We start from the raw sequence: 11,901 nt of genomic DNA on the forward strand, positions 1-11,901 counted from the left end.
CGGTCGGCGGGCGGGAGACCCGGCCGTGTGGCGTCGAGGAGGGGGAGCATCAGGTGGTCCGGTGCGCCTTTCGGGTCACGACGGGACCCGCTCGACCACTTCCGGTCCGACACGGGGCGGCGGTTGCCGCGTCCCGGGGGAGTCGGGCGGATATGATCGCGCTGGGTCTCGTCTGTGCGTGACGGACGGCTCAGGAGTCTAGCCCCCGGAGCGCCCCTGTCCCGAGTGGCGTAGCGACGGTTGCTCCCCGGTCACGTGATGTGACACACGTCGACCGCTCGTCTCCGTTCGTCGCCCGGCGGACCCGTGAAGCTCGGCAATCCGGCGTCGAAAGGATTCGCTCCGTGACCGACGGTCCACTGATCGTGCAATCCGACAAGACACTCCTGTTGGAGGTCGACCACTCCGACGCAGAGCAGGCGCGGGCCTCGATCGCGCCCTTCGCGGAGCTCGAGCGCGCCCCCGAGCACGTCCACACCTACCGGGTCACCCCGCTCGCCCTGTGGAACGCGCGCGCGGCCGGGCACGACGCCGAGCAGGTCGTCGACGCGCTGGTCCGGTGGTCCCGGTACCCGGTGCCGCAGCCGCTGCTCGTGGACGTGGTCGACACGATGGGCCGCTACGGGCGGCTGCAGCTGTCGAACCACCCGGCCCACGGGCTGGTGCTGACCGCGTTCGACCGCGCGGTGCTGGAGGAGATCCTCCGGCAGAAGAAGATCTCCCCGATGCTCGGCGCGCGGATCGACGACGACACCGTCGTCGTCCACCCGTCGGAGCGCGGGCGGCTGAAGCAGGCACTGCTCAAGGTCGGCTGGCCCGCCGAGGACCTCGCGGGCTACGTCGACGGCGAGGCCCACCCGATCGAGCTGGAGCAGGACGGCTGGTCGCTGCGGGACTACCAGCAGCAGGCCGTCGACGGCTTCTGGGACGGCGGCTCCGGCGTCGTCGTGCTCCCCTGCGGTGCCGGCAAGACGCTGGTCGGCGCGGCCGCGATGGCCAAGGCCGGCGCCACCACGCTGATCCTGGTGACCAACACCGTCTCCGGCAGGCAGTGGAAGCGCGAGCTGATCGCGCGGACGTCGCTGACCGAGGAGGAGATCGGCGAGTACTCGGGCGAGCGCAAGGAGATCCGCCCGGTCACCATCGCCACGTACCAGGTCGTCACCCGCCGGACCAAGGGCGAGTACAAGCACCTGGAGCTGTTCGACTCCCGGGACTGGGGCCTGGTCGTCTACGACGAGGTGCACCTGCTCCCCGCCCCCGTGTTCCGGATGACGGCCGACCTCCAGTCCCGGCGCCGGCTCGGCCTGACCGCCACCCTGGTCCGCGAGGACGGCCGGGAGGGCGACGTCTTCTCGCTGATCGGGCCCAAGCGCTTCGACGCCCCCTGGCGGGACATCGAGGCCCAGGGCTGGATCGCCCCGGCCGAGTGCGTCGAGGTGCGGGTGACCCTCACCGACGCCGAACGCATGGCGTACGCCACGGCCGACGCCGAGGAGCGCTACCGGACGGCGTCGACCGCGCACACGAAGCTGAACGTCGTGCAGGCGGTCCTCGACCGGCACAAGGGCGAGCAGACCCTGGTCATCGGGGCCTACCTGGAGCAGCTGGAGGCGCTCGGGGAGAAGCTCGACGCCCCGGTCATCCAGGGCTCCACCCGGAACAAGGAGCGGGAGCGGCTGTTCGACCTGTTCCGCCGGGGCGAGCTCGACCGTCTCGTCGTCTCGAAGGTCGCGAACTTCTCGATCGACCTGCCCGAGGCGACGATCGCGGTGCAGGTCAGCGGGACCTTCGGGTCCCGCCAGGAGGAGGCACAGCGGCTCGGTCGGCTGCTGCGCCCCAAGGCCGACGGCCGTCAGGCGCACTTCTACTCGGTGGTCTCGCGCGACACCGTGGACACCGACTACGCCGCGCACCGGCAGCGGTTCCTCGCCGAGCAGGGCTACGCCTACCGGATCGTCGACGCCGACGACCTCCTCGGGCCCGCGCTGCCCGACGCCGGGTAGCCCCGGGGTGACCGGGCCGTCCGCCGTCACCTGATCCAGCGATGATCCCCCTCGGGGGGTGCGCGGCGGGCAGACTGGTGCGCGCCCCGACGGCCCGGGACGGGAGGGGACGCATGACGACCGCCCTGTGGATCCTCGGCGGCCTGGTGCTGTGGGCGCTCGTCGCGCTGGGCGTCGCGTTCCTGCTGGGCCGCGTCGTCCGCATGCGGGACCGGCAGGTGCCGGACCCGCCGGACCGTCCCGGTGCCCCGCCCGCGCCGCCGCCGGGCCCGCCGCGGCAGCGTGGCCCCGCGGAGCGGCCCCGGGGCGAGGACGGCTGACCCCGAACCACCCCCGGTGCGGTTCGGGGTGGTTCTCCGGGGCGATCCCGAGTCCGGCGACGGGCCCGCCCGACACGCTGGACGCATGGACACCACAGCGCAGAACACCACCTCCACCACCCCGCAGGCGGACCCGGCGGGCGAGCCCACGACGACGGTCCCGGCCACGCCCCAGCTCCCGCCCGCCGGCGGTGCACCGCAGGGCACTCCCGCCCCGGGGCTCGCCGACCGCCTCGGCTCGTACCGGATGCGCCGCAGCACCACCGACAAGATGCTCGGCGGCGTCTGCGGCGGCCTGGCCGCCGACCTGGGCATCGACGCAGCCCTGCTCCGCATCCTCGTGCTGGTGCTGACCCTGTTCACCGGCGGCGCGGCCGCAATCGTCTACCTGGCCGTCTGGATCATCGCGCCGGCCGGCTGACCCGCGGCCGCGGGTCCGTGGTCGCAAGGCGGGTGTGGCGCGCGAGGGGGCGCTGCACCCGCTCGGATCAGCGACGCCGGCCCGCCCAGTTGGCGAGCTGCTCGGTCGGCCCGGCGCCGGGTGCCGGGGTGACGACCGGCCCGAACGGGACCGGCCCGCCCCGCGGCTCGGCAGGCAGGAACCGCCGTGCCACCTCGAGCGCCGTCGTCGCGAGTGCGGGATCCGCCTCCACCGGCTGCCCGGTCGCGACGGCGAGGTCCCAGCCGTGGACGAGCGTCTCGTTCACGTACACCCACAGCGCGACCCGGACCGGGACCTCGCCGAAGGGCATCCGGACCGTCCGGTCCAGCAGCTCCACGGCGTCCGCCCCGGACCACGCGCCGTGCAACGCGGCCGCCTCGGCGACGTAGGCCTCCGCGGGTGCGTCCAGCACGTCCTCGCTGACCAGGGGCGCCGCCAGCGGATCGGTCCCGGCGGCGATCGCGGCGGGGCGGCGCACGGTCGTCACGAGGTGCGCGAGCAGCGTGCGCACGTCGAACTCGTCGCACGGGGTCGGGCCGGCCATGCGGTCCTCGGGGACGGCGGCGGCGAGCCCCGACACCCAGTCGAGGGCGGCGAGGTGGGCGGCGCGGGGATCGGTGGCGAGGACATCCGTCGATGTGGTCATGGCAGGCAGCCTGCCCACGAATCACGACATCTCCTGGCGTGATTCTCTGCCATTCTCGAACCCGTGCGCGCGGACCGGTTGCTCTCCCTGGTGCTCCTGCTGCGCCACCGCGGCCGGATGACGGCCGCCGCGATCGCGGTCGAGCTGGAGGTCTCGGAGCGGACGGTGCTGCGGGACGTCGAGGCGCTCTCCGGCGCCGGGATCCCGGTCTACGCCGAGCGCGGACGGCACGGCGGGTTCGCGCTGCTCCCCGGCTTCTCGACCGACCTGACCGGCCTGACGCCGGGCGAGGCGGTGGCCCTGCTGACGTCGGGATCGGCGGTCACCTCCGGGGCACTCGGTCTCGGACCGGAGTTCTCGTCGGCGATGCGCAAGATCGTGGCCGCGATGCCCGAGCAGGCCCGCACGCAGGCCACCGGGGCCGCCGGACGGGTGCTCGTCCGCCACGGCGGGCTGCTCCGCGACCCGCAGCACCCCGAGGAGTACCCCGCGCTCGGCGCCGTCCAGCAGGCCGTGTTCGAGGGCACCCGGCTGCTGATCCGCTACCGCGCCGGCGGCGGACCGCGCGGGGCCACGCCGGTCGAGGCGACCGAGCGGACCGTCGAGCCCGTCGGGCTGGTCCAGGCCTCGGGCCGCTGGTACCTGCTCGCGATCCGCGACGGTGAGGACCGCACCTACCGGGTCTCCCGGATCGAGGCGGCCACACCGCTGCCCGAGCCCGCCCGGCGGCCCGACGGCGTCGACCTGGAGGAGCTGTGGCTGCGCCGCAGGGAGGACTTCCGCGCCCGGCACCCGGGCCTGCGGGTCCGGCTGCGGCTCCCGGTGGACCGCCGTCCGGCGCTGTCCGCGATGGCTGTGGAGACGGTCCGGGACGACGGCCGCACCTGCGAGGTGGAGGCGGCGTTCGGCGACCTGTGGCACGCCGAGTCGGTGCTGTGGCCGCTCCTGCCCGGGATCGAGGTGCTGGACCCCCCGGAGCTGCGCGCAGCCCTGCGCACCCGCGCCCACACCACCGCAGCCACCCTGACCTGACCTGACCTGACCACCCCAACCACCCCGCCCGCCCCGCGGCCGTTGTTGCGCGACGTTCGTCGTGTCCATGTCGGTGACGTCCGCGATGTTCACCGTGCGACATGAGTAGCCCCGCCGGGCTGGGTGCCGGGCGGGGCTGGTGGTCAGGTTGTCGCGGTGGTGGTCATTCTGTCGTCACCTCCGTCACGGCGGTGCGTGCGCTGGACTCGTCGACGATGGTCTTGTCGGCGGCGTAGGCGGCCAGCAGCGACTGCAGCGCGAGGTTGTTGACCGCCCTTGGCGCGCCGCGGCTGGTGGTGTGGATCAGTGAGACGGCGTCGTCGGAGAACAGTGTGTCCGAGCGGCCGACCAGTGTGAGGTGGTGGCGAAGGTAGCTGACCGTTTCGTCGCCGGTCATGCCGCCGAGGTGGTAGCGCACTGCGATGCGCTGGTCGAGCGCGGCGAGCATCCCGAGCTTGATCTTGCGGCGGAGGGTGGGTTGGCCGACGAGCAGGCAGGCCAGCGGGCTGCTGGAGTCCATGTCGTGGTTCGTGAGCATCCGCACCCCCTCGAGTTGCTCGTGGGAGAGCTGGTGGGCTTCGTCGAGGACCACGACGGGGACACGGCCCCGCTCGGCGTACTCGGTGGCCAGCGCGTCGAGGGCTTGCGGGATCAGGGTGGCCCGGTGCGGGCGGGGAACCCCGCCGAGGGCGGTGACGATGGCGTGCTGGATCCCGCGGGTGCCGACGTCGGGGTTGCCGAGGTAGATGACGATGTGGCGGGCGGGGTCGATGCCGGCCAGCGCGGCGCGGACCGCGACGGTCTTGCCGACCCCGACCTCGCCGGTGATCACTCCGAGGGCGTGTTCGCCGATGCACCACTGGATGCGGGCGACCGCTTCGCCGTGGGCGTGGTGACGATGCAGCATTCCCGGCGCGAGGTCACGGCCGAATGGGGTGCGGGAAAATCCGAAGTAGCCGCTGAGCTGGTCAATCATCCTGAGTCTCCTGCGCCTGAAGTTCCGGGATGGTGAGTTCGACTGATTCTGGTTCGACCGGCGTATTGGAGTGGTGGCGCTCGAGCAGAGCGCTGTAGTTGATACGACCTTCGAGCCGTTCGGTGTGGGTGGTGTCGATCAGCCGTAGGTAGTCGATCCCGGTCGGTTCCAGGGTGGTGTCGGGGATTTCGGGGCGGGCCTTGGGGTGGGCGTGGCGCCCGATGTGGTGGGCGACCGCGGTCCCGAACTCGCGCCCGGAATAGCGCACCACCAGTTCGGTGAGATCGAACGGGTCGAACACCAGCTCGACCTTGCGCCCGACCAACAGTTCGTCGACCTGGTAGGTGTTGCCGTGCAGCGAGACCGTGGCCGTCTTGGCCACGGTGCGGTGCTCGGACCACAGGAACGCCTCGCGCAGCTGCGCGGGGGTGGGCCGCGGCAACGGGGAAGCCAGCCCGTCGAGCCAGCGCGCCATCGGCGCGACCCCGCGGTCTCGGAGTGGGTGCGGGGGTGGTACTCAGTCTCGACCCAGGCGGTGAACAAGCGGTTGAGCTCGGCCAGATCGGCGATCTCGGCGGCCCGATCGGGAGTGATCTCGACGAGGAACTGCTCCCGGACGGTGCGGAAGAAGCGCTCGATTTTTCCCCTGCCTTGGGGTCGGCCCGGGGTGGAATGGACCAGCTTGATGCCGAGGCTGGCACAGCCGCGCAGCAGCCACGAGTCGACAAACGCTGAACCATTATCGACATAAATGCTTTCGGGGACTCCGCGCGAGGCCAGCGCCGGGCGTAGCGCCGCCGCGAGCCGCACGGTGTCCTCGGAGAACCCGAACCGGGCGGCCATCACCGCCCGGCTCCGGTCGTCCAGGAACGCGAACAGGTAGACCTTGTGCCCGGCGATCTGCGGGCCGTGCAGTGCGTCGCCGACCCAGAGCTCGTCGGGACGGTCAGCCTCGAAGCGCCCGAAGGCCGCCGGGGCCGCGGTGAGCCGCTGCTCGTGGCCGGCCTCGTCGACGATCAGTCCCAGCTCGAGGCGTTCGAAGTGGCGCTGCAGGGTGCGTTCGTTGGGGGCCCAACCGGACTGGGCGCGCAGGATCCGGGTGATCTGTGCGGCGGTGCGGCCCGGGTTCTCCCGCTTGAGCGCCGCCGCCGTCGCGAGCACCTCGGGCGGGGTCCGGGCAGTGACCTTGGCCGGCTGGGGCACCAGCGCTTCGAACCCGCCGACCCGCCAGGCCCGGACCCACCGGTCGATGGTGTGCCGGGTGACCTGCACCGGCTCGGCGAACGGGCCCGGATGCGCCCGTTCGGCCAGCTCGCGCACCAGCTTCCCGCGCTGGCGCGCGGTCAGCGTCGGGTCGATCACCTCCTGGATCAACTCGTAGCGAAACAGCGCCACCCGCCGGGCCCGCTCGGCTCGGCGGCGTGCGTCGTTGTCGGTTTGGCTCACCGATCACTCCTCTGTCGCGGTCGAAGATCGTCCGCGCGGAGCGTCGTGGCCGGAGTGATCACCTCACCAGGGGCATCTGGTGTTGATCGACTCCGTCGAGCTCGGCGGGGCCAGCAGCCGCCCGGACGTCACCGCGCCGGCCAGCTCCCACGGCGACAACCCGTCCACCGTCGCGGCCCAGCGCCGGGTCACCGCTGCCGCCGCGGCCAGCAGCGCCGCGACCGCATCCCCCGTCCCGGACGAGGCCGGATCGGGCATCGCGGCCAACGGATCCAGCGCCGCCGCCAGCGCGGTGAACTCCACGCGCAGCCCCTCGGCCCGGGCCCGCCACCGGCGCAGCCAGCCGCGCACCGTTCCCGCCGCCCGACCTACCCGCTCGGCGACCCGTCGGTGCCCCCACCCGGTCGCGGCCAGCGCCAACGCCGCGCCGATCACCGCCACCAGATCCGCGCGCCGGGCCAGCACCCCCACCGGCAACAGCACGTGCGTGGTGCCGCAGCCCGAACACCGCGCCCGACGCGGCCGCAGCCGCCACCCGAGCGCACCCGTCCCGCGCAGCACCCGCGCCCGGGCATGCCCCCACGGCCGCAGCCGACCCCCACACCGGCACTCCAGCCGACCGGCCACCAGCCGGGCTTCAACCTCTACGACGTTCTTGCCTACCGTGACCACGGGCGCCTCCCGCGCGCCTGAGGTGGCCCTCCCGGGACTGGCTGGTACCCCGACCGGGAGGGCCCACCGCCTCCACCGACGGCCCGACATGATCACGCTGTCGTCGCACACCAACGCCATCGGGCCCCGCACCCGCCCCCACCGCGTCGTCACCGCGAACGACGGACCCCGCTCAACTCGTGGTCACGAGGAGCGTCGGCGAACAGCCGTTCCCGGCCGCCGATGCTCACCGGATCCGGGTTCGCTCGTGCGATCGGGCGAGCGCCGCCGCAAACGGCGAGCGCCGCCGCAACCGGTGAGCGCCGGCCGCTCGAGGTGTCCCTCGGCGACGAGCTGCGTGGGCGGGGCCGGGTGCGGAGGTGCCGTGGTGGTCGAGAGGCCCCGGAGTCGGCTCCGCCGAAAGTACGAGACATCCGTTCGCCAATGCCGTCCCGTGGTCCGAGGCGCCGGACGACCACGGACCGGCACAGTCCACGGCAGTCGTCGAGCAACCGGTGAGACGACCAGTGAGTCAAGGATCGAGGAGAACGAGATGACCACGATGAGCCGCCGAATCACCTCGGGTGCCTGCGCCGTCCTCGCGTGCGTCGGCATCGGCCTGGGTGCCGCGACCGCCGCCGTCGCCTCGCCCGCCGCCCCCGCCCCCGGGATCGTGGCGCCGGCCGCGGACCCGTCCACGGCGCAGGACCCGACCCCGCTCGTGATCCAGACGCGCGACTATCCGGTGACGATGACGGTGACGGGGGGACCCAAGGCGGGGTACCAGCGCGTGATCGGCCCGCGCGAGCACGAGGTGTTCCCGACGTCGCCGAACGTCGCCAGCAGGATCACCTTCACCTTCGACGAAGCTCCGCACGGCCAGACCTACGAGATCGACCCGAACCGCGCGATGCGCTTCGACATGCAGGGCAATGCGCAGTACCCGGCGGTGACCCTGCGGACCTCCTGACCCGGCCACGACGCGCCGCGGGGGCGGCACCGGCGAACCGGTACCGCCCCCGCGGGACGTGCTGGGTGGGGTGGACTCAGAAGTCCATGCCGCCCATGCCGCCGGTCGGGTCGGCGGGGGCGCCGCCGCCCTTCTCCGGCTTGTCGGCGATGACCGCCTCGGTGGTGAGGAACAGGGCCGCGATCGAGGCCGCGTTCTGCAGCGCCGAGCGGGTCACCTTCGCCGGGTCGATGATGCCCGCGGCGACGAGGTCCTTGTACTCGCCGGTGGCGGCGTCGAGGCCCTCACCGGTCGGCAGGTTACGGACCTTCTCCGCCACGACGCCGCCCTCGAGGCCGGCGTTGACCGCGATCTGCTTGAGCGGGGCCTCCAGCGCGACCTTGACGATGTTCGCGCCGGTGGCCTCGTCACCGTCCAGGCCGAGACCCTCGAACAGGCCGGCACCGGCCTGGATCAGGGCGACGCCGCCGCCGGCGACGATGCCCTCCTCGACGGCCGCCTTCGCGTTGCGGACGGCGTCCTCGATGCGGTGCTTGCGCTCCTTGAGCTCGACCTCGGTCGCCGCGCCGGCCTTGATGACGGCGACGCCGCCGGCCAGCTTGGCGAGACGCTCCTGGAGCTTCTCGCGGTCGTAGTCGGAGTCGGTGCGCTCGATCTCGGCGCGGATCTGGTTGACCCGGCCGGCGATCTGCTCGTTGTCACCGGCACCGTCGACGATGGTGGTCTCGTCCTTGGTGACGACGACCTTGCGGGCGGTGCCCAGCAGGGAGACGTCGGCGTTGTCGAGCTTGAGGCCGACCTTCTCCGAGATGACCTCGCCGCCGGTCAGGATCGCCATGTCGGCGAGCATGGCCTCACGACGGTCACCGAAGCCGGGGGCCTTGACGGCGACGGACTTGAAGGTGCCACGGATCTTGTTGACGACCAGGGTGGCCAGGGCCTCGCCCTCGACGTCCTCCGAGATGATCGCCAGCGGCTTACCCGACTGCATGATCTTCTCGAGCAGCGGCAGCAGGTCCTTGACCGTGGAGATCTTGGACGAGACGAGGAGGATGTACGGGTCCTCGAGCTCGACCTCCATCCGCTCGGCGTCGGTCACGAAGTAGGGCGAGATGTAGCCCTTGTCGAAGCGCATGCCCTCGGTGAGCTCGAGCTCGAGCCCGAAGGTCTGCGACTCCTCGACCGTGATGACGCCTTCCTTGCCGACCTTGTCCATCGCCTCGGCGATGAGCTCGCCGATCTGCTTGTCGGCGGCGGAGATCGACGCGGTGGCCGCGATCTGCTCCTTGGTCTCGACCTCCTTGGCGCTCTTCAGCAGCGCCTGGGAGACGGCCTCGGTGGCCTTCTCGATGCCGCGCTTGAGCGACATCGGGTTCGCGCCGGCGGCCACGTTGCGCAGGCCCTCACGGACCAGCGCCTGGGCCAGCACGGTGGCGGTGGTGGTGCCGTCGCCGGCGATGTCGTCGGTCTTCTTGGCGACCTCCTTCACCAGCTCGGCGCCGATCTTCTCCCAGGAGTCCTCGAGCTCGATCTCCTTGGCGATCGACACACCATCGTTGGTGATGGTGGGCGCGCCCCACTTCTTCTCCAGGACGACGTTGCGGCCGCGCGGGCCGAGCGTCACCTTGACGGCGTCCGCGAGGGTGTTCATCCCTCGCTCGAGGCCGCGGCGGGCCTCCTCGTCGAACGCGATCTGCTTCGCCATGGGGGTGTTGCCCTCCGATAGACAGAGTCGAGTGATCGGATGCGGCGCCCGCGACGGACGCCCGGCTACCCTGCGCCGGACTCGCCGACCCGACCTGGCACTCCACGGACACGAGTGCCAGTGGATGCTGTGCCCGTTTCTAGCACTCGCCCGTGGGGAGTGCAAGCGCGCGGCGGCGGTGTGCGGGCCGCTCGCGGGCGGAGGCAGGATGGGCCCATGAGCACCTGGTCCGAGGCCGGTCCACGCAGCGTCGAGGAGCACGCGGCGGCGGTGGCGGCGCTGCTGCCCCCGACCGGGACGGAGACGGTGCCGCTCGCGGAGGCGAGCGGCCGGGTGCTGGCCGCGGACGTGACCGCGGGCGTGGCGCTGCCGCCGTTCGACAACTCGGCGATGGACGGCTACGCGGTGCGGGTCGCCGAGCTGGCCGGGGCGTCGGACGACACCCCCCTCGTGTTCCCGGTCGCCGCGGACATCCCCGCCGGTCGCGTCGACGTCCCGCCGCTGGCGCCCGGCACCGTCGCGCGGATCATGACCGGCGCCCCGGTGCCGGAGGGTGCGGACGCGATCGTCCCGGTCGAGCGGACCGACGCCGGCACCGAGCGGGTGCGGGTCTCGGCGGCCCCGGAGGCGGGTGCCTTCGTGCGCCGGGCGGGCGAGGACACCGTCGCCGGTGCCGTGCTGCTGCACGCCGGCACGGTGCTCGGCGCCCCGCAGATCGGCCTGGCCGCCGCGGTCGGGCGCCCCGTGCTCGAGGTACGCAGGCGCCCGCACGTGCTGGTGCTCTCGACCGGCTCCGAGCTGGTCGCCCCCGGTGAGCCCCTCGCTCCCGGCCAGATCTACGAGTCCAACGGGACGATGCTCGCCGTCGCGGTGCGGGAGGCCGGTGCGACCGCCGAGCTGCTGTCCTTCGTGCCCGACGACGTCGAGAGGTTCCGTTCCGTCCTCGCGGAGCGGGTGAACGGCGGCGTCGATCTCGTCCTGACCTCGGGCGGGGTCAGCGCCGGCGCCTACGAGGTCGTCAAGGACGCGATGACCGGGCACGGCGTCGAGTTCGGCAAGGTCGCGATGCAGCCCGGCGGCCCGCAGGGCTGCGGCCGGCTCGAGCTGGGCGGGGTGACGGTCGCGGTGGCGACGCTGCCGGGCAACCCGGTCAGCTCGATGGTGTCGTTCGAGGCGTTCGTCCGGCCCGCGCTGCGGGCCGCGGCCGGCCATCCGCAGCCGGCGCGTCCGGTGGTCACCGCCCGCCTGGCGGGGCCGATGTCCTCCATCCCCGGGCGCCGGCAGTTCCGGCGCGGGCTGCTCGACGCGGCGTCCGGCACCGTCTCCGAGGTCGGTGCGTCCGGATCGCACCTCATCGCCGCACTCGCACGGGCCGACTGTCTGATCGATCTCCCCGCGGACGTCGAATCGGTGGGTGGCGGCGAACCGGTCGCGGTGTGGCTGCTCGACGGGTAGCCGGGCGACCCCTCCGCGCGCCGAACGGTCCTGTCCGCGTCCGGTCCGGATGCGCAGTGCGACACCGCCACCACCCGCATGTCGCCCTCACTGCGCCATAAGTGTGACCTGTCTCATAGGCAGTCGGGGCAACGATCTCACCCGGCGCAACGTCTTACGGGATGCACGTTCGGCCGAACGAGGTAGATCACAGTCGACATCCATCGTGATCTGGACGGCCGGTCGTCGGCGAGGAATACTTTTGCTCACGGA

General features: G+C 72.7%; 11 protein-coding genes and 1 pseudogene. 6 read left to right on the plus strand and 6 right to left on the minus strand.

Annotated elements, in window-relative coordinates; translation table 11 throughout:
• Window positions 1-344: 344 nt before the first annotated feature.
• The 3 genes from AD017_RS15695 to AD017_RS36330 all read left to right on the plus strand — a co-directional run bounded on the left by AD017_RS15695 (window position 345) and on the right by AD017_RS36330 (window position 2,747).
• Window positions 345-2,006, plus strand: a complete 1,662-nt coding sequence (locus tag AD017_RS15695; RefSeq protein ID WP_010226452.1) for a DNA repair helicase XPB — start codon at window positions 345-347, stop codon at window positions 2,004-2,006.
• A 113-nt stretch (window positions 2,007-2,119) separates the two neighbouring features.
• The gene (locus AD017_RS15700) at window positions 2,120-2,326 is read left to right on the plus strand and encodes a hypothetical protein (protein ID WP_060574672.1); all 207 of its coding nucleotides are present in this window, start codon (window positions 2,120-2,122) and stop codon (window positions 2,324-2,326) included.
• Window positions 2,327-2,411: 85 nt separating this feature from the next.
• Window positions 2,412-2,747, plus strand: coding sequence for a PspC domain-containing protein (locus AD017_RS36330; protein ID WP_060574673.1), 336 nt, complete (start codon window positions 2,412-2,414; stop codon window positions 2,745-2,747).
• 67 nt (window positions 2,748-2,814) lie between these two features.
• Here the strand turns inward: AD017_RS36330 and AD017_RS15710 are convergent, their stop codons facing one another.
• The gene (locus AD017_RS15710; RefSeq protein WP_060574674.1) at window positions 2,815-3,414 is read right to left on the minus strand and encodes a TIGR03086 family metal-binding protein; all 600 of its coding nucleotides are present in this window, start codon (window positions 3,412-3,414) and stop codon (window positions 2,815-2,817) included.
• A gap of 63 nt (window positions 3,415-3,477) precedes the next feature.
• Between AD017_RS15710 and AD017_RS15715 the strand changes: the two genes are divergently transcribed.
• The gene (locus AD017_RS15715) at window positions 3,478-4,446 is read left to right on the plus strand and encodes a YafY family protein (protein WP_060574675.1); all 969 of its coding nucleotides are present in this window, start codon (window positions 3,478-3,480) and stop codon (window positions 4,444-4,446) included.
• Window positions 4,447-4,609: 163 nt separating this feature from the next.
• On the opposite strand, the gene AD017_RS15720 is transcribed toward AD017_RS15715, so the two are convergent.
• From AD017_RS15720 to AD017_RS15730, 4 genes and pseudogenes are all read right to left on the minus strand, one after another.
• Window positions 4,610-5,422: an ExeA family protein gene (locus tag AD017_RS15720; protein ID WP_060573909.1), complete on the minus strand. Its 813-nt coding sequence runs from the start codon at window positions 5,420-5,422 to the stop codon at window positions 4,610-4,612.
• Window positions 5,415-5,897: a Mu transposase C-terminal domain-containing protein gene (locus tag AD017_RS36335; RefSeq protein WP_227012702.1), complete on the minus strand. Its 483-nt coding sequence runs from the start codon at window positions 5,895-5,897 to the stop codon at window positions 5,415-5,417. The genes AD017_RS15720 and AD017_RS36335 overlap by 8 nt, the downstream gene beginning before the upstream one ends.
• Before the next feature lie 83 nt (window positions 5,898-5,980).
• Window positions 5,981-6,868: pseudogene (locus AD017_RS37430) on the minus strand (DDE-type integrase/transposase/recombinase); the annotation flags it as partial.
• 63 nt (window positions 6,869-6,931) lie between these two features.
• Entirely contained in the window at window positions 6,932-7,351 is a 420-nt protein-coding gene (locus AD017_RS15730) for a helix-turn-helix domain-containing protein (RefSeq protein WP_202968842.1), read from the minus strand.
• 721 nt (window positions 7,352-8,072) lie between these two features.
• Between AD017_RS15730 and AD017_RS15735 the strand changes: the two genes are divergently transcribed.
• Window positions 8,073-8,489 carry a hypothetical protein gene (locus AD017_RS15735; RefSeq protein ID WP_060574676.1) on the plus strand — a complete coding sequence of 139 codons (417 nt, stop codon included), beginning with the start codon at window positions 8,073-8,075 and terminating at the stop codon, window positions 8,487-8,489.
• A gap of 76 nt (window positions 8,490-8,565) precedes the next feature.
• Here AD017_RS15735 and groL read toward each other — a convergent pair whose 3' ends face one another.
• Window positions 8,566-10,194 carry a chaperonin GroEL gene (groL, locus tag AD017_RS15740; RefSeq protein ID WP_060574677.1) on the minus strand — a complete coding sequence of 543 codons (1,629 nt, stop codon included), beginning with the start codon at window positions 10,192-10,194 and terminating at the stop codon, window positions 8,566-8,568.
• 216 nt (window positions 10,195-10,410) lie between these two features.
• Between groL and glp the strand changes: the two genes are divergently transcribed.
• Window positions 10,411-11,649, plus strand: coding sequence for a gephyrin-like molybdotransferase Glp (gene glp, locus AD017_RS15745; RefSeq protein ID WP_060574678.1), 1,239 nt, complete (start codon window positions 10,411-10,413; stop codon window positions 11,647-11,649).
• Window positions 11,650-11,901: the final 252 nt, after the last annotated feature.

Source organism: Pseudonocardia sp. EC080619-01 (assembly GCF_001420995.1).
Classification (GTDB): Bacteria; Actinomycetota; Actinomycetes; order Mycobacteriales; family Pseudonocardiaceae; genus Pseudonocardia.

Bases quoted from the DNA above. Each gene is read 5' to 3' on its own strand.
- AD017_RS15700 (WP_060574672.1), top strand. From the start codon at position 2,120: ATGACGACCGCCCTGTGGATCCTCGGCGGCCTGGTGCTGTGGGCGCTC.
- AD017_RS36330 (WP_060574673.1), top strand. From the start codon at position 2,412: ATGGACACCACAGCGCAGAACACCACCTCCACCACCCCGCAGGCGGAC.
- AD017_RS15710 (WP_060574674.1), bottom strand. From the start codon at position 3,414: ATGACCACATCGACGGATGTCCTCGCCACCGATCCCCGCGCCGCCCAC.
- AD017_RS15720 (WP_060573909.1), bottom strand. From the start codon at position 5,422: ATGATTGACCAGCTCAGCGGCTACTTCGGATTTTCCCGCACCCCATTC.
- AD017_RS36335 (WP_227012702.1), bottom strand. From the start codon at position 5,897: ATGGCGCGCTGGCTCGACGGGCTGGCTTCCCCGTTGCCGCGGCCCACC.
- AD017_RS15735 (WP_060574676.1), top strand. From the start codon at position 8,073: ATGACCACGATGAGCCGCCGAATCACCTCGGGTGCCTGCGCCGTCCTC.
- groL (WP_060574677.1), bottom strand. From the start codon at position 10,194: ATGGCGAAGCAGATCGCGTTCGACGAGGAGGCCCGCCGCGGCCTCGAG.
- glp (WP_060574678.1), top strand. From the start codon at position 10,411: ATGAGCACCTGGTCCGAGGCCGGTCCACGCAGCGTCGAGGAGCACGCG.